This is a genomic window from Mesobacillus maritimus, from assembly GCF_019749255.1.
Lineage (GTDB): Bacteria > Bacillota > Bacilli > Bacillales > Cytobacillaceae > Mesobacillus_B > Mesobacillus_B maritimus_A.
In genome coordinates this window covers 25,515-42,473 of the sequence record NZ_JACWFH010000021.1, presented here as the reverse complement: position 1 = coordinate 42,473, position 16,959 = coordinate 25,515, and the positions used below count along the sequence as shown (strand labels likewise).

The 16,959-nt window shown below is 37.6% G+C and carries 15 protein-coding genes; 3 read left to right on the top strand and 12 right to left on the bottom strand.

What is annotated here, in order from left to right; all coding sequences use genetic code 11:
- Positions 1–218: 218 nt before the first annotated feature.
- The 11 genes from safA to H0185_RS15850 all read right to left on the bottom strand — a co-directional run bounded on the left by safA (position 219) and on the right by H0185_RS15850 (position 11,690).
- Positions 219–824, bottom strand: a complete 606-nt coding sequence (gene safA, locus H0185_RS15900; RefSeq protein ID WP_221874496.1) for a SafA/ExsA family spore coat assembly protein — start codon at positions 822–824, stop codon at positions 219–221.
- Positions 825–900: 76 nt separating this feature from the next.
- The gene (rraA, locus tag H0185_RS15895) at positions 901–1,380 is read right to left on the bottom strand and encodes a ribonuclease E activity regulator RraA (protein ID WP_221874495.1); all 480 of its coding nucleotides are present in this window, start codon (positions 1,378–1,380) and stop codon (positions 901–903) included.
- A 94-nt stretch (positions 1,381–1,474) separates the two neighbouring features.
- Complete coding sequence (gene mutM, locus H0185_RS15890) at positions 1,475–2,284, bottom strand: bifunctional DNA-formamidopyrimidine glycosylase/DNA-(apurinic or apyrimidinic site) lyase (protein ID WP_221874494.1); 810 nt, start codon at positions 2,282–2,284, stop codon at positions 1,475–1,477.
- A 99-nt stretch (positions 2,285–2,383) separates the two neighbouring features.
- The gene (locus H0185_RS15885; protein WP_221874493.1) at positions 2,384–3,109 is read right to left on the bottom strand and encodes a CBS domain-containing protein; all 726 of its coding nucleotides are present in this window, start codon (positions 3,107–3,109) and stop codon (positions 2,384–2,386) included.
- A 136-nt stretch (positions 3,110–3,245) separates the two neighbouring features.
- Positions 3,246–3,383: a hypothetical protein gene (locus H0185_RS15880; RefSeq protein ID WP_221874492.1), complete on the bottom strand. Its 138-nt coding sequence runs from the start codon at positions 3,381–3,383 to the stop codon at positions 3,246–3,248.
- A gap of 62 nt (positions 3,384–3,445) precedes the next feature.
- Entirely contained in the window at positions 3,446–4,924 is a 1,479-nt protein-coding gene (locus H0185_RS15875) for an amidase family protein (RefSeq protein WP_221874491.1), read from the bottom strand.
- A 104-nt stretch (positions 4,925–5,028) separates the two neighbouring features.
- Complete coding sequence (locus tag H0185_RS15870) at positions 5,029–6,174, bottom strand: DEAD/DEAH box helicase (protein WP_221874490.1); 1,146 nt, start codon at positions 6,172–6,174, stop codon at positions 5,029–5,031.
- Positions 6,175–6,878: 704 nt separating this feature from the next.
- A complete protein-coding gene (locus tag H0185_RS15865; protein ID WP_221874489.1) occupies positions 6,879–8,057 on the bottom strand; it encodes a hypothetical protein in 1,179 nt (392 codons plus the stop codon).
- Between the two features lie 137 nt (positions 8,058–8,194).
- On the bottom strand, positions 8,195–9,418 hold the full coding sequence (locus tag H0185_RS15860; RefSeq protein ID WP_221874488.1) for an HD-GYP domain-containing protein: 1,224 nt from the start codon (positions 9,416–9,418) through the stop codon (positions 8,195–8,197).
- Between the two features lie 182 nt (positions 9,419–9,600).
- Positions 9,601–10,824 (bottom strand): ATP-binding protein, encoded by a 1,224-nt coding sequence (locus H0185_RS15855; protein ID WP_221874487.1) that lies wholly within the window; start codon positions 10,822–10,824, stop codon positions 9,601–9,603.
- A 524-nt stretch (positions 10,825–11,348) separates the two neighbouring features.
- The gene (locus H0185_RS15850) at positions 11,349–11,690 is read right to left on the bottom strand and encodes a helix-turn-helix domain-containing protein (protein ID WP_221874486.1); all 342 of its coding nucleotides are present in this window, start codon (positions 11,688–11,690) and stop codon (positions 11,349–11,351) included.
- A gap of 577 nt (positions 11,691–12,267) precedes the next feature.
- Between H0185_RS15850 and H0185_RS15845 the strand changes: the two genes are divergently transcribed.
- Genes H0185_RS15845 through H0185_RS24520 form a run of 3 tightly spaced genes read left to right on the top strand, consistent with a single transcriptional unit; the run spans position 12,268 to position 15,407 of the window.
- Positions 12,268–13,101 (top strand): glycoside hydrolase family 16 protein, encoded by an 834-nt coding sequence (locus H0185_RS15845; protein ID WP_221874562.1) that lies wholly within the window; start codon positions 12,268–12,270, stop codon positions 13,099–13,101.
- 5 nt (positions 13,102–13,106) lie between these two features.
- Positions 13,107–14,471, top strand: coding sequence for a glycosyltransferase family 2 protein (locus tag H0185_RS15840; protein ID WP_246629237.1), 1,365 nt, complete (start codon positions 13,107–13,109; stop codon positions 14,469–14,471).
- A complete protein-coding gene (locus tag H0185_RS24520; RefSeq protein ID WP_221874485.1) occupies positions 14,472–15,407 on the top strand; it encodes a polysaccharide deacetylase family protein in 936 nt (311 codons plus the stop codon). It abuts the gene before it with no gap.
- 907 nt (positions 15,408–16,314) lie between these two features.
- Here H0185_RS24520 and H0185_RS15830 read toward each other — a convergent pair.
- On the bottom strand, positions 16,315–16,614 hold the full coding sequence (locus tag H0185_RS15830) for a DUF5658 family protein (RefSeq protein WP_221874484.1): 300 nt from the start codon (positions 16,612–16,614) through the stop codon (positions 16,315–16,317).
- Positions 16,615–16,959: the final 345 nt, after the last annotated feature.

Below are 16,959 nucleotides of genomic sequence, written 5' to 3'. Positions count from 1 at the left end.
GGGCTCCTATCATCCTTATTGATTACCTTTCTGACTGCTCTTGCGCTTACTTAGGGTTTCAATCATCCTTATTAATGACCTTTCTTCATCCTTTCGTGCCTTCTTAGGTCACCAATCGTACCTATTGATGACTTTATGCTCCTCTCACATTCCCTCTATGCACCTCATCGAACAAACAAAAAAACACCAGCAAGCCAAATGTGCCGGTGTTCTTTCCATTATTTCGATATAAACATTTGGGTCCAGTAATGTCCGTAGGATCCGCCTGTTGCGTGGCCGACGCCGATATGCGTGTAGCCGCTTTTTAAAATATTTTCGCGGTGTCCTGGGCTGTCCATCCAGGCTTTGACCACTTCTTGTGGTGTGCGCTGTCCCGCGGCAATATTTTCTCCAGCACTTCGATAAGAGACTCCGAAGCTTTTCATCATGTCAAACGGAGAACCGTATGTTGGACTATTATGCTGGAAGTAGTTTTTATCTCTCATATCAACAGATTTGTATCTAGCAACGCGCGAAAGTTCCCAATCCGCTACTAGCGGCTTTAGGCCATGCTTTGCACGTTCCTGGTTGGTCAATTGGATCACCTGATTTTCAATGCTTTTCGTTGCATCGATGTTCGGAATCGAAATTTTTTGACCAGGATAAATCAAAGCTGGATTTTTAATATGTGGGTTTGCCCCAATGATTTCTGACAATCCGACCTGATACCAAACGGAAATTTTCCACATGGTATCCCCTCGACTTACCGTATGTACCTGCTGGGCAAACGATACAGTAGGAATCATGACAAGTAAAACGAGCGTTAACATAATCTTTTTCAGCATAAATTCACTCCTCCTTTCCTCGATTAGGATGAGAAAAAAGAGTGAATTTATACCGGCAACTTTTTAAAAATTTTTACTATAGAAGTTTTTGGTCGGAAACAATTACTCCGTCTTGATCCGCATAAACATAAGCCCCCGGTTTCCAATCAACCCCACCAAACTTAACGGTCACCTGCTTCTCGCCTTTCCCTTCCTTCTTACTTTTTAGCGGATTGCTTCCAAGTGCAAAAATCCCAACATCCAACTTGGCCAAATCCTCCGAATCACGAACACAACCATTAATGATGATTCCAGCAAGCTTTCGAGTCTCGGCAATCCCACCAAGACGGTCCCCCATTAAAGCACAGCGTCGCGAGCCTCCGCCATCGACAACAAGGACACTTCCCTCCGGAATCGACTCTAACATTTCAACAACAAGAACATTGTCCTCAAACACCTTTACAGTCGAAACTGGGCCGAAAAATTTCGGGTTCTTCCCATAAGATTTAAACTCACTTTGACAAACCTCTAGCTTGCTCGCAAAGTCATCACAAATATCAGCTGTTTTAAAGTCCATTCTATTCACCCCTATAGGTTCTTTTTTAAAACAGTTCTCTAAACATTCTGCTTTCTCCTCTTTTTATAATTAGGAAATGAATAGAAGGGCTCCATTAATTCTGGCAGTTAGGGCAATAGAACGTTTTCCGAGATGAAACCGTTTCTAGAATAATTGGTGTTTGACACCTTATACAAGGCTCACCCTCGCGATCATAAACGGCACAAATCTTGTTATAGCCGCCTGTTTTATGATCATTTTTATATAGCGGATTGTCCATATAACCACCGGCTTCAATGGCTCGATGGAACACAGTTTTCATCCCATTAAATAAGGCATTAAACTCAGAGGGTTCGAGCTCACCAAACTTTCGGATTGTCTTAATCCTAGCCTCAAAACAGATTTCGTCTGAGTAGCAGTTCCCGATCCCCGCAATCACCTCTTGGTTCACAAGGGTGGTTTTAATCATGCCACGCCTCTCCGTGAAAATCTCTTGGAACTTTCCTATTGTAAAAGTAGAATCTAGTGGCTCCGGACCAAGGTCACTCAGTTCTGAGGTCAGTTCCTTTGCATTATAAAGGTGTAGAAAACCTAATCGCAGACCAATAAAATAAAGCTCCTCGTTCCCAAAGGAAAGGATTACCTGCTTCGTCCGGTCAGGGTTATCTTCGTCATTCCCAAGATACATCCAGCCTCCAAGCATGAGATGAAGCAGCAGACTTTTCCCAGAGCTTAGTTGAAAAATCAGGTGTTTGGCTCGGCGGTCAATCTTTGTAATGGTGTTTCCTTGAAGCTCCTGAATAAATTGACTCGGCGGGATATTAATGCTCTTTTCACGGTTTACCTCAATCTCAGTCATCGGCTTTCCAACAATTCGTTCACTTAACAACCTTCGATAGGTTTCCATCTCCGGCAATTCTGGCATAAATCGCATCCCCTTTCCCACATCTTTTTCCTTAGTATGTTTGGGAAGGATAAAAATAAAACAAGGCTCCCTGTAATTGGAAGCCTTGTTTTACTTTAATCATCCATTTGGCTCAGGATCAAGTAAATCCCAAGGAGTTAAAATCGCTTTCGGTTTGCTGTTGGACGTGCCATCTTCAGAAAGAATAACAGCCTGTAGTTTTTTATCTTGAGCATGATATTGGTCAAACATCTCTTCGACCTCATACAAGTTTGTTGTTCCTTTAATAAAATCAACATAATATTCCTTGTTGTTGTTCAACAAGTCCCTCACTCTTACATTTCCTAGCGAGATCACATTACTAGTCATTTCCTTCGCCATCCAGCGAATAATATCAGAAGCAGTAAGCAGCCCAATGTATTGATAATTTTTATCATAAATCGGAAAACGAGTAAAATCGAATTTATTGATGGCCTTGAGCACATCCTTTAAATAGGCATCTTCATAATAATAAAATACAGGAGCCGAGGAAATCGCTATTGCTAGGGGCGGCTTCTCAAAATTAGTCGCAATGTATTCAATCCGGCGAACAACTTTTATATGCGGCTCAGCAATATAATAATCAACATCCACCTTTTCATGAACGATGGCATTCCTAAGCCTGGCAAACTGATAGAGCTCATCTTTGTATTTCCGGATAATGGAGTGGCTTTTTTGACCGACATTCAAGAGTTCAACAAAGGAATCGTTATGGGCATCCTTCACCATATCTTTTAAACATCTATGTATGCGATTAAAGGCCACCTCAAACTGACCTGATTGCGTTTGTTCGGCTTTCTTTTCCAAGACGGTTCCCTCCAAATGAAGTAACATGTCCATTTATTGTACCTTAAATATAGTAAAAAACACATAAGGTGCCTCCGCTAGCACGGAAAGCACCTTAATCTTTTATGGTCAGCTTTGTGCTAGCCTTAACTGTTGATCAATCAGATGGATTACTCGGTTCGTTCTTTTTCTTATCACTCGTTGTCCATTCAACCAATTCTTCGCTTACATTCTGACCTTTTTTTCTATTGTTGTTGCGCTGTGCGCCTGGATTACCGTATCTTTGCCTGCCCATATCACTCGACTCCTTTATTAGGGATTACAAGTTTAGTTTGAGCAATTTTAAATGGATTATGCTTAAGAATTCAGTCCTATTAAAGGTGGCTTCCGGACCTTTGTTGCTTGTTCAAACCCATAGGCAAGTGGAATCAAGGTGGTTTCACTATAGGCTGTTCCTGTAAAAGTAATGCCAAAAGGCTCTCCCTCTAAGGTATAGCCCGCTGGGACTGTTATCGAAGGATAACCCGCAATCGCAGCAATAGCACTGCCATGGTCATGTGGAAAGACCAGCGCACTGACATCGTATTTATTTAAGGCATAATCAATTCCTTGTTCTTTAGACATGTATTGATCATGCTCAAGCGCCTGAATATACTCTTTCTCTGTAAGCGTACCGCTGGTCGCTTCGGACTCAAGCAGCACAGCTTGGCCATACTTCAACATTCGCTCAAGATGATGTTTGTTAAAAGCAATGAGCTGGGTTAAGTTGCGGACTTTGACGGATGGGTGAAGCTGACTTAAATAAGCGTTCAAGTCTGGTTTGAACTCATAGGTGAGAACATCGTATCCCCAGTCTACCTTTGCCGCAGAAATTTCTACATCTAATATTTCCGCACCAAGCTGCTTCAACTTCTCCACAGAGTCTTCAAAAATTTTTCGTTTTTCCTCTGATAAGCCTTCGTAAAAAACAGGATCGCGTGGGACACCAAGTTTAGCTCCCCTCAAGCCATTTTTATCAAGAGCACTTTGGAAGTCTTGTGTGTGTCTGTTTGTCATCGTAATTGGATCACGTTCATCTCTACCCGAAAGTGCAGCCAGCAGATAGACTGCATCCTTTACACTTCTTGCCATTGGTCCAGCTGTATCTTGAGTATGAGAAATTGGAATAATTCCTCTTCTGCTAATAAGGCCAACGGTAGGTTTAATGCCGACAAGTGAGTTTTGGCCACTCGGATTTAAAATTGAACCTGAAGTTTCCGTTCCAACAGCAACAGCGGCAAAGTTCGCGGCAATTGCCGCGCCTGAACCAGCACTAGAGCCACCGACAATGAACTTTTTGGGACCATAAGGATTTAAGACTTGACCACCCCTAGAGCTGTAACCAGTTGGCATATCCTCCGCCATAAAATTCGCCCATTCAGTCATATTCGTTTTCCCTAGCAGGATGGCACCCGCTTCCCTTAACTGAGTGGCCACATATGAATCATCAGGCGCAATAGAGTGTTCTAGTGCCAGCGAACCAGCGCTCGTATGCATTTTATCATGGGTATCAATATTATCCTTCAATAGGACTGGAATCCCATGCAACGGACCCCGGGGACCCTTCTCCTTGCGTTCAGCGTCTAACGCCTCGGCAATGTGGAGTGCATCTGGATTGATTTCTAAGATAGAATTAATGGAAGGTCCACTTTTATCAAATTCAGCAATCCTGCTTAAATACAGCAAAACAAGCTGTTTTGAGGTCAACTCACCACTTGCCATTTTGGTTTGCATGTCATCGATTGTCGCCTCAGGAAGCCAATTTTCCAATAGGTTTTGTAATTTAGGGTTTTCCATATAATTTGTGTCCTTTCTAGAGAAGTTCGTTAACTATTAGTTCTTTTATTATCATGCAAATCCCTTTAAAATCACAGAAAAAAAGCTATGGCAAAATACCATAGCTAGCTTCTTACATCAACAATCTTTCCACTATAAAAATCTTTCTGAGTAGGCGTAATCCCTAATTCCTTACAGAACTTCTTTAACTCACGCTCTTCCCGCTCATTCACGATGCTAATAACTGTACCCTCAGCTCCGAATCGACCAGTACGACCTGAGCGATGAATATACTGCTCACGATCACGCGGGAAATCAAAGTGTACTACATGTGTAACCCCTTTAATATCAAGTCCACGAGCTGCAATATCGGTTACCAGCAGCATCTCATTTTTCCCTTCACGGAACTGCTTCATGTTTGCTTGCCGCTGTTGCTTCGTTAGCTCGCTATGTAGCATCATGGCCGGAATATCTTTAAAATTAAGCTTTTCCGTCGTCACCTGAAGAGTACCAATATCTTTAATAAAAACAAGTCCTTTAAACGCATCCAAACGAGACAACTTCTCAAGAACTTTAATTTTATCACGCTGTTCACTGATAAAATAAATATGTTCAACAGTTCCAGATGCAATCGTAGAATCTTGTTTAATTTTAATGACTTCCGGGTCCTTTGTGAGGGCTCTAGCAGCCTGCTCCGTATGGTTCGGAAGAGTCGCTGAAAATAACAGCACTTGACGGCTATCGGCTAGCGTCGATTTGACGATGCTTTCAACCGTATTTCGGTGTTCAGGGGTAAGCAGCTGATCGCCTTCATCAAGAACGACCGTCTTCACTTCATGCATCTTGATTTTCTTTTGTTTGATAAGCTCATTGACTCTACCAGGAGTACCGACAATTAAATGAGGACTCTTTTTGAGTTTTTCTAGCTGTCGCTTCGGATTCGCCCCTCCGATAATTGAGGTGGAAGTAATTCCACTGCCAGTACCCCATTTTTGGACTTCACCAAGAATTTGCATCACCAATTCCTGTGAAGAAGCCAAAATAACCGCCTGGGTATTTTGTTTTTTCGTATCAATTTTATTTAAAACGGGTAACAAATACGCTAATGTTTTTCCTGTACCAGTCGGTGATTCAGCAATCACATCCTGCCCAGCAACGATAAGTGGAATCGTGCGTGCCTGTACATCTGTTGGCGTCGCAAACTCAGCCTTGCCCCACGCTTCCTGTAAAAATGGTTTCAGCTCTTGAATAATAGATTGATTTTCAGTCATTTCCGTCTCCTTTAAAACACTTTCTAACTTCTAAGATGAATACTAGCCTAAAAACCTCACTCAAGTCCAGTATTCCCTGTTTTTTTGGACATAAAAGAAGAACAGTGGGTGGGCTGTTCGGGTGTAAGTAGCTTGAATTTTGGGATAGGATTCATTCTATTTGCAGGTTTTATCCTTTTATTTGCACGATTGTCCAGCATATTTGTAACATTAACTAGTCTATTTGCACTTTGTATTGTTCTATTTGCAGAAAATCTGTTTCTATTTGCATTCCGCTTTTCTATTCACGTTTTTCACAATTCTATTCACGCATTTGACCTTTCTATTAACACTTTTTCTTGTTCTATTCACGAACTTCCATCTTCTATTCGCACTCCACTTTTCTATTCACGTGTTTCAACCTCCTTTTCACCCGACTGAACTTTCAATTCCCCCATATACTTGTTCTATTCATGAATTTTCACCTTCTATTCGCAAACACACTGACATCTAGGGGTTACCTGTGAGATTGCAAGTTGAAGCGCAATACCGTCCAACTTCTTCAAAGCATCAACCAACATCCCTACCCATTCCCTTTAACTATCAATTATGTATTCTCCTCAATTAGTGAAATTCCTTTAACTGGCTAAATGCATATATTACCTAAATAAAAAAGCATCGGGGTCACTCCCGACACTTGTATCACAATTAGAAAAAAGTTATTTTTACACTGTTTTATATTTCTTCAACCAGGAGTATCCTAATAATCCAAAAACAATCACAAACTGTAAGAAAAAGACTGTAGCATCCCAAAATTGGATACTGTTAATCGGTTCCGTAAATCCTGGCATAATAAGAATTCCTGCATGAATTATTAATGGAGTATTATAGAACACCAGGATTATAATGGTAAGTAAGATACCCACAAGATAAAAGATGGCATAAGGACGAACGAGCCTTTCTTCTCCGTCAAAGACTTGGCTTGTCTTTACTGCTGGAAGGAAGGGCGCCCAACGTCTTAAATAACTTTGACCATTTTCCATTAGGTTATAACAACCCGATCTGTTTTCAAGAACATAGTACAAGTCTGTCTTCATGTAAACACAGCATTGATACAGGATACGGAAAAACGTATTAATCACAATCATTTTAGAAATCCCTACCACAATAGCTTGATTTTCAAAAACAAGCTGAGTCAACAATGCAAAAAACAGTACAAAGGAATCAAAATACATCCCTGCAAGGTAAAGTCGCTCTCTTTTTTCATTAGGCAATGACCAAACCCTAGACATATCTGTTTCGAGCACAACAAAAAATAGACGATGACCCACTCCAATTCTGGTTGGCAAATCTTCCGCTCGAACTGCCAGGACATGCCCCATCTCATGGATGAGCACCAAAACAAAAGTTAAGCTGAGAAAAACAAGGATGTTGCTAGTCATTAACTCAAAAAGAAACACATCTTTGTAGGTAGGAAAAAGGTGCGGCTTCCAGATGAAAAGAAAAATACAACCTATAAATGCACATGTATATAATATTATCGTATATCGATTAAAAAAGAAGCCTCCTAGCTTAGGATAAATCCATGCAAACCCATTTTGCATGACCGTTTTCTGCTCATTTCTAGGAATATCCACTCCATCCACTTTACTCACAAGTCCTATTTCCAGAAGATCCTGTATAAATGACTTCACATCCACATCATTAGCTGGATATCGTTCTTTAAGAACATTCTCGACTTCAATGATTTCCCTATCTTGATTTAACATCGTGATTGCATCGATACAGACTTCCGGCATTTCATAAAACTCATTAGTAGCAATATCTTCAACGATATAATGTCTTTTATCTTTGCGAATAATTAGCGGATGAAGATTCACCTTAGAACGATTGCCCAGTACCATTTAATCAGCACCTTTTTAAATAAAATAAGGGTGCGGTCCTATACCACACCCCCTCACTATTCCTCAGCCTCTTCCATACCCCGGTAAAAATGGGCACCACCAGCAAGTTGTTTTTATCTTAGCCAGTTTACGAATTTTCATCCTATTTCCTCCTTATTATTGCTATTTTGAAGGGGAACCGCCTCGGACCAATCATAGGACTTATGGTAGTTCACCCATTCAGGAAAGGTTGTTTCAAAAACTTCTACCAATTTTGGATCAAATTGCGTACCTTTTCCATCAATAATCCGTCTATATGCCTCATCAACTGACATAGCACTTCGATAGGATCTTGAAGAGGTCATCGCGTCAAATGCGTCCGCTATAGAAACCACTCTAGCAAGTAATGGAATGTCAGTGCCAGCTAATTGATCTGGATAACCCGTTCCATCCCAGCGTTCATGATGATATTTAATCACATCAATACTCATATATAAGCCATCGACTTTTCGAATTGCTTCAGTACCAACAACGGGATGGGTCTTTATAATTTCATACTCTTCATTTGTTAATTTTCCACGTTTCATTAAAATTTCGTCAGGAATGCTTACTTTACCGATATCATGCAGCAAGCAGGCATAATAGAAAGATTGTATTTCAGCTTTAGAATACTTATTAAGGGCAATTGCAAGCGTTTTTGCGTAAAATGCTACTCGTTCACTATGACCTCTAGTATATTGGTCCTTTAATTCAATCGTTGCAATAACACCTTTTACAATTCCCTCTAACTGATTATCATAGGAAGTTTTAATTGCTCCAACATATACTTGGAATCTTTTAAGTATAATTGATGCAATAAAAGCAAGAATGATGACAAGCATTGCAGGAAAAATAACCTCTGTTGTTCCTAAAAACAAGCCCATCATTAGATATTTTAAAATTAGACCAATACAAACAAACCAAAAGAAGTGTGTATTAACAAATATCGGTGAAAAAAGTAACAGTAATAGTTCCGCAGCGTTTCCAATCCGGAGCGATTCCGAACTGTATAAAAAGGGAACGGATTCACTAAAAATAGAAATCAAGAAATAGCAAAGGACAAAATAATATTTAACTTGAAAAAGTTTTCCCTTCTTCAGCATAAAGTAAGTTAATGGAAGAAGACTAAAGATTAATACATAAAAGATGTAATTCCATAATACAGGCCCTTCTGCATTCCCATACTGCAAATAATCTAAGTAAAAGAATTGATAATATATTTCGTAAAAGAAATATATTACATAAAAGAGCGCAAGAAACCATTTAAGAGTGTGCTTTTCCGTCTGAAGGAGAGCCTTATCATTTATTTGATTTTTTATTTTGTTACCCCACACGTTAAACATGACTCCATTCCTCTTCTATAAGTTTAATAGGCTATTGATTTCTACCATCTTTTTTAAAGTAAAATACCTATCACCATGAATTTTATTCGCCACCAATCGACAATCCTACATTAATTATAAACCAAAAGTACTACTACAAGAATAGACCAATAGATATTTTTATTAACATTTATCGAAATCCACTAGTAATAGAGAATGACATCAATTGTTGTCCCATCATTAGGCACACTATTAATTTCTAACTTTCCACCGTGCTCTTCAATTATCTTCTTTGTTACCATTAATCCTAGACCTGTACCGTTTGGCTTAGTTGTATAAAAAGGAGCCCCTATTTTTTCAATCTGCGCTTGAGGAATACCTTCCCCTTCATCTTGAACACTGATGATAAATTGATTGTCTTTAAACCGGGCCTTAATATAAATATTTCCACCGTCCATCATCGATTCTACTGAGTTTTTTAATAAATTTAGAAAAACCTGTTTTAATTGGTTCTCATCACAATATATATGCGGTATGGTTTCGTCAATATCAGTCTGTATTGTGATAAATTGCCTAGAAGCTTGTGGTTCTATTACTGAAACAACGTAATTTAGGATCCCTTCTATGCTAACATTCGACTTTGATGTTCCAGTCGGTTTCCCTAGAATTAGAAGATCCGAAACAATTAAGTTAATCCGGTCAATCTCGTTTAACATGATAGGATAAAAATTTTCTTCAGACTTCTCTTTCTCTAACTGTAACTGTGTAAAACCCTTAAGTGAGGATAATGGATTCTTGATTTCATGCGCAATAGAAGTCGCCATTTGTCCAACCACCGCAAGCTTTTCTTTTTGCTTTGCTTCCTCATACGCTAAGTTCATACCGTTAATATAAGAAATAAAGCGAGTCAACACTATCCAGCCGAATAAGGCTAAAAAGAGAACCAGCATAATCGGGAGAAGGACCGAATTACTATGGAATAGCACCCCATAAGCAACGTATTTCAGAACCATAGATATCGAAATAATCCAAAAGAAACGCTTATTCACAAAAATGGGTGAAAAAATCAAAAATAAGACTTCGACAAAATTGCCGTTCATATATGGTGAATCCGTACCCCAATAGATTAATAGATTATTGGTAAAATCCAACAGTAGAAACGCATAAAAATAAATATACTTTATTAAAAATGGCTGCCCTTTTTTAATAAGGTATAGGACAATTGGAAGAAGCAAAAAGAGTGCTCCATACATATAATAGCCTAACCCTTTGTCAGGTAACCCCATATCCTTATGATTAAAATAAGCAAACAAATAATAATAGACAAAATCATATCCTATATAGACAAAATAAAATAGAAGAGTAAACAATTTAATCGCCTTTATCTCTTCTATTCTTAAAACTTCTTCCCTGGTACCATCATTCATACTCCAGGATCTCCTTTTGCTCTTTTTAACATATCGTAACTCATTAAACTTCACAGAAACAACAAATAAATATCCCTAAGTAGTAATGTCTTAACCAATATATATTATTATATCTGATTCTGTTTGGATAGATGAATTAGGAAATCACCATAATTTGCATAAGGATTATGAAAGGAAGAGGATTAACCAAAAGGAAGTTGTTCTACATTAATAATGTGGAAGAATAATTATTTTTGGAGAGAGGATTAAGTGGCAAAGTAAAACTAATTGAAATATAGTGCTTGACCTTAAAAATAAAAAAAGACATAAGAAGACACCTCTTATATTGAAATATTTGATATGACTATTAGATTCTTATGTTATTACTTATATTGATACAAGTTCGACTTTCTTTCTAAAGAGAATAACTTTTGATAACCAGTCAGTATTCCCTTCTCAACTTTTGATATAGAATCCCCCCTATTAACATTCATTATAAATGAATAGTTAAGGCAATATAGTAATGTCTATCAACTATGCATTTATTACTTTTTCAATAGTTCAATAAATTCTTGGATTTTTTCTAATTTCATTGAATTCATTTGTCCCACTGGAAGTTCAATTTCAACCTTAAAAGTGGCTTTTACAGTCAAATCTGGACTAGCTAAACCAGTAGCAGGCGTATCTTCTTCCCCCAATTTTACTAACTCTTCAACTTGGACATCGAATGTCTTGGCAAGCTTATGTAAAATATCCAAACTTGGGTTACTTTGTATATCTCTCTCAATCAGACTTAAGTACGATTTTGAAATACCTGTTCGCTCACTTAAGGTATCCAAAGTGAACCCTTTTCTCCTTCGAAGCTCTTTTAATCTTTTTCCATCCATATTGTTTCCTCTCCTTTTCCTAGTCGTATCCTGTACCGAAAGATTCCTAAAGCTACTAATATTCTAGCTCCTATCAAACCAAAAAAATACGAAAATAAGAATACCATCGGTAACCATATACTTACCGAGGCTTTCATCGCTGATCCAAAGAATATTTCTATTCTCCCCCTATTACACCTTTTTGTTCTTTTTAGTGAACCTTACTTATGTAAAATAATAGTGCTTATTCTTCCGAAAGTAAACATTTTTAACAAAATTCGTTCTCAATATAAGACAACAATATTCGACACTTTTTATTATTTAAAGATTAAAATATTTAATTCACATGGTCAATATTGCCGACGAATGTTCCTTATATGAACAATTTTCATTAAAACCGTTCTTTAAAAAGAAATTTCTACTTTTATTTTCGGAAGACCCATTGTATAATCCAGATATAGTGTTCATTATTTAGAACAAATTTTATAGTGAACAATTAACTGAAAATTGTTAAATCTGGAGGTGATTAATAATTAAAGTGGGCAAAGGTAAAATACTTTTCTCTATCGGGATATTATTTATCATTTCCCTACTGACTATGGTCTATTGCTGTCCCAATAGACCTTCGACATTAAAAGAGAAAGAAGCTGATAAATTGGACACACCTAATAATCCTATATCCTATGCATATGATGACAAAGATGCCCAGTCAACTACAGAGGAGGTACGTCAACAAAGCAAGCAAGAATACATCGATGGTTGGCAATTAGTCTGGGAGGATGATTTCAATTGGGGTGGTCTTGAACCTTCCAAGTGGAATATCGTTGATTGGGCAGCTGAAAAAAATGAGGAACTGCAGTATTATTCTCCTAATAATGTCAAAGTAGAGGATGGCTATCTCAAGTTAATAGCAAAAAAGGAAACGTATGGTGGAAGAAATTATACATCAGGGGCTATAAATACAAAAGGGAAATATAGTTTTTTATATGGGAAAGTGGAAATGCGCGCGAAACTACCAAAGGGACAGGGGATGTTTCCAGCCTTTTGGATGATGACCAATAAAGAGAACACCTGGCTCCCGGAAATTGACATATTGGAAATGCTCGGTCATAAGCCGGAAGAAATTTGGATGGTATTTCATTGGTTAGATGAGAATGAATCACTTAAAAGTGTATCAAATAGCATAATTGGGCCGGACTTTTCTGAGTCCTTCCATACCTTTGGAATAGAATGGTCAGCTGATTCTATTGTGTGGTTTATTGACGGTGAGGAAAGGTTCAGAACAACTAACCATATCCCAAAGGAGGAGATGTATATATATCTTAATACAGCTATTGGTGGTGTTTGGCCAGGGAATCCTGATGAAACGACCAAGTTTCCCACTTTCTATGAAATTGATTATGTAAAGGTCTACCAAAAAAACGGGAGGTAACAATTATGATCTATGCTACTTTAGTATTGTTTTCTCTCTTTATTCTCTTTCAACTACTCTATATCTTTATCCCCCTTTTCTCAGGAAAAGGACGGAGCGAAGGAATCAAGCTGCTGGAGGAAAAAGAGTTCTCTATATTAATTCCTGCTTTCAATGAGGAAAAGACGATTTTGAATTGTTTACAGGGCATCGTAAACCTTGGTTACTCAAATTATGAAGCCATCTTTATTAATGATGGGTCAAGCGATCAAACAATGAAAGTATTATACGAGTATTTAGACTTAAAGCCTATTCAAAGAACTCCTACACAGATAGGACAACATGAACCCGCAAGAGGCTTCTATCAATCTGCTAACTTCCCAAGGGTTTTTTTATTAGATAAAGAGAATGGAGGAAAAGCGGATGCGTTAAACGCAGGAATAGCCTATTCCAAAAAGAGTCTCATCATTACACTCGATGCGGATAGCATTCTTGCCCCCGATGCTCTCGCTGCCATGAACACCTCCTTCGAGGATGAAAAGGTCCTTGCTGCAGGCGGCATGATACAAATATCACAGGGCTTTACCGGTAGCCACATCAAGCCAAAACCTGTATTTAATCTACCTGGGATAATTCGCTATCAAATTATACAATACCTAACTGACTTTTATTTACATAAAACAACTCAGGAAAAGCTGAAATCAATTACAGTTATCGCTGGCGCATTTGGTGCCTTTCGCAGACATGCATTATTAGAGATTAATGGATATCGTAAAACCGTTGGGGAAGACCTTGATATTACTTTAAGAATTCATAAGCTTATTAAAACTAAATATAAAAAGCACAAATTAATTTTTGTACCGCAGGCTCTTTGCTACACGGAATGCCCATCTAGCTACAAAGCACTGTTCAGTCAAAGGTTTAGATGGCAAAGGGGTTTCATTGATTGTCTACTTCATTTTCGAAAATCTTATTTTACGAACTTAGGCTTCCCGGTTTCGATTTATCTCTTGGTTGACTCTCTGATATTAGGTACTTTAAATGCCTACCCAACAATATTAATTCCAATCATTCTCTTATTCACTAAAAATTACAGTATGGCCTTATTCTTCCTATCGTTCACCTTTCTGTTAGCTCTTTTTCGAAGTATAATGGCACTTCTCGTTGCAGGAAGGTTTGGTCACGTGTATTCTCGTAAGGATCTACTAAAGATTACCCTCTTTGTTCCCTTTGAGATTCTAACCTATCGTTTATTGGGGTTAGTATTTGTGACATTTGGAACGATACTTTATTTTAAAGATAAAGATGTTTGGAATAACGTTGACAGAATTGGAACGAATAAGCAAAGTTATGGAGAGGGAATTATGTTAAACAGGAAGGAAGTGGGGTAAGTGAAACGAAATTTAATAAATTTTCTATTCCCATTGGTGTTCCTATTGACCTTTTCCTGTCTCATCTATATTTTTTCAGATACATTGGTCCATGCTTTTAATCCTGGACACTCTGTATTTCCGCAAGATAAAAAGGTTGATATCACTGATTGTCAGGAATGGACTCAAACGGTTAGAGATTTTAATCTAAAACCAGGGGAAGAGGCAAACCGGATTACGGTACTGATGTACCATAAAATCATCGATGACCAAAACATTCAAGAGGGGCATTATCAAGATGGTAATTCCTTACAAGAAACTATCGTCCTAAAATCTGAATTTGAAAAACAAATGGCGTTGTTAAAAAAGCATGATTATGTGACGTTAACCGCAGCCGAGTTTAACCTGTTTATGGATAACAAAATTGACATTCCCCAAAATAGTATCTTACTTACCTTTGATGATGGTTTTAAAAACAATTACCAAGAAGCTTATCCAATTCTAAAAAAATACAACTTTACTGCACTCAACTTTGTCATCACAGGAAATATTACAGAAAAGGATAACAAGTATGATCCAATGGGACAACAATATCTTAGCGTATCAGATATGAAAAAAAGTTGTGATATATTTGATTTTGAAAGTCATACGTATAATTTCCACCAAAGGAATGAAGATGGAAAGGCCTACTTAGTGACCAAAGATAAGGAAGCTATCATGAAAGATCTTAAAATTAGTCTAGGGAATATAAGCGATAACCAGCCACTTTTCTCCTATCCCTACGGTGAATATGATTTAGAGACCATCGAAGTTATAAAAGAACTAGGTATACAATCAGCATTCACTGTAAAATATGACGATGTAAGACCAGGAAAAGATTTATATGAAATACCTAGGAAAACGGTATTCCCAAATGATACAATAGTGGATTTTATGGACAAAATTAATCTAAAATAGCTACGTCTCCTTATCTTTCAATAAAGAGTTGTAGAGTGTTTATAGCACCTATGATGTTCTTTATCAAGAACAAAGTGGAAGACCACTGTTTTGAATTAACAGTGGTCTTCCTTTAAAAGCTGAGAAGGCTAAATTTTTTAAAGTTCAGCGTGATTGATACCTTAATCAGTTATCAGGTAATCCTTATTCGGGTAATCAAATTGTTGAACATGTTCAACCACTTGATGTCATATTCAACGCGAACAATTGGTATTTGGGAATTACTATTCTTTATCAACAATTCTATAAGAGGATTCTCCCCCCTCAAATGGTAACCCTATGCTACTGATATTTATCATGCAATTTCCATTTATGTAGCGCAAGTATGGCTTGTGAGATATGAGCGTATATACATAAATCAACATCTTGAATCATCATTTTTACTGCAAGTGCTTTTCATATGGAAGAACGGTTTCAAAACAGACTAGTTAGGTTGAATGATACGCATGAACTTACATTCCTTCTATTTCTAATCTCTAGGTTTAACTCAGTAAACAAACTGCGAAGATATTCTATACTTTCCTCATTTCCAAGGCCGGTTCAGGTACTTCCCCTTTATTTACACCACGTCCAACCCATTCATCGTATTTGTTTTTAGCGAACGAGGGAGATCAAAAGACCGCTGCTATTCTGGTCCCCGGTAACAAAGATCTCCGAGTACATACACTTTGTCCACATATCTTTTCTTTATATCTGATAGAACAGCATCAAGCACATATGCTTCCCGTGGATGTAGGAAATGAAAGCTAGTCTCATTACCATTACTCCCTTTTATTAATTACTACTATAGTTAGCTTGTCTGGTTTTATGAGTAAAATCAATTTATAATCAAGGCAGCATTAATGTCCATGCTTAAAAATGGATTAGATTAGAGTAAGAATAAAAATAGCCAGAAACAGTGAAGTCCAAAGACAATTGTATACATCCCCGATGCCACAAATGTGACTCCCTTTACTACCCTAGATGATGGAACCACTTTGAAGAAAATGAATAAGTAGAGGCAGAAGGATAGTGAAAATTTCATGAAGAAAAACAGGCTAGAATTCATTTGATAGAGTTTATCCATAAATGGGTTTAACTCAGAAATCAAACCATTTTCGAGGCCGTAGGACGTGACGAAGGCGTCAATCATGTTTAAAAGTGCTAAATAGTAAAATAGCTTTTTCATTGGTACCTCTTTTTCTTTGGTCTTCTCACGCTATATTATTTTTCAGACCTTCAGACTATAGCCCTAGTTACTTTTAAAGGTAAAAAAATGACCTTTATTTTTTCCTGCTAGCTAATCAAAGTCAAAAATCCCAAATACTTGTATTTCTTTTTCAAAGAATATTTGTCACTTTCTTTTCGTTCTTTATAACGTATATACTAGTTTATCTTAAAGGATTCTTCACCTTGTGTAAATAGAAATAGTTGTTTTGTTCCAAGTATTAAGCGACTACTTCCTCTTTTATACGCATCCCAAAATTATTTTTTTCATTGTTCTTCAAAGAATAACTATGAAGTAAAAGACCCT

What these genes read in the sequence shown, in the direction of transcription:
- H0185_RS15855 (WP_221874487.1), bottom strand. Translation starts at nt 10,824, where the DNA reads ATGAATGATGGTACCAGGGAAGAAGTTTTAAGAATAGAAGAGATAAAG.
- H0185_RS15845 (WP_221874562.1), top strand. Translation starts at nt 12,268, where the DNA reads ATGGTCTATTGCTGTCCCAATAGACCTTCGACATTAAAAGAGAAAGAA.
- H0185_RS15865 (WP_221874489.1), bottom strand. Translation starts at nt 8,057, where the DNA reads ATGGTACTGGGCAATCGTTCTAAGGTGAATCTTCATCCGCTAATTATT.
- H0185_RS15880 (WP_221874492.1), bottom strand. Translation starts at nt 3,383, where the DNA reads ATGGGCAGGCAAAGATACGGTAATCCAGGCGCACAGCGCAACAACAAT.
- H0185_RS15850 (WP_221874486.1), bottom strand. Translation starts at nt 11,690, where the DNA reads ATGGATGGAAAAAGATTAAAAGAGCTTCGAAGGAGAAAAGGGTTCACT.
- H0185_RS15830 (WP_221874484.1), bottom strand. Translation starts at nt 16,614, where the DNA reads ATGAAAAAGCTATTTTACTATTTAGCACTTTTAAACATGATTGACGCC.
- safA (WP_221874496.1), bottom strand. Translation starts at nt 824, where the DNA reads ATGCTGAAAAAGATTATGTTAACGCTCGTTTTACTTGTCATGATTCCT.
- H0185_RS15875 (WP_221874491.1), bottom strand. Translation starts at nt 4,924, where the DNA reads ATGGAAAACCCTAAATTACAAAACCTATTGGAAAATTGGCTTCCTGAG.
- H0185_RS15860 (WP_221874488.1), bottom strand. Translation starts at nt 9,418, where the DNA reads ATGTTTAACGTGTGGGGTAACAAAATAAAAAATCAAATAAATGATAAG.
- mutM (WP_221874494.1), bottom strand. Translation starts at nt 2,284, where the DNA reads ATGCCAGAATTGCCGGAGATGGAAACCTATCGAAGGTTGTTAAGTGAA.
- H0185_RS15870 (WP_221874490.1), bottom strand. Translation starts at nt 6,174, where the DNA reads ATGACTGAAAATCAATCTATTATTCAAGAGCTGAAACCATTTTTACAG.
- rraA (WP_221874495.1), bottom strand. Translation starts at nt 1,380, where the DNA reads ATGGACTTTAAAACAGCTGATATTTGTGATGACTTTGCGAGCAAGCTA.
- H0185_RS15840 (WP_246629237.1), top strand. Translation starts at nt 13,107, where the DNA reads ATGATCTATGCTACTTTAGTATTGTTTTCTCTCTTTATTCTCTTTCAA.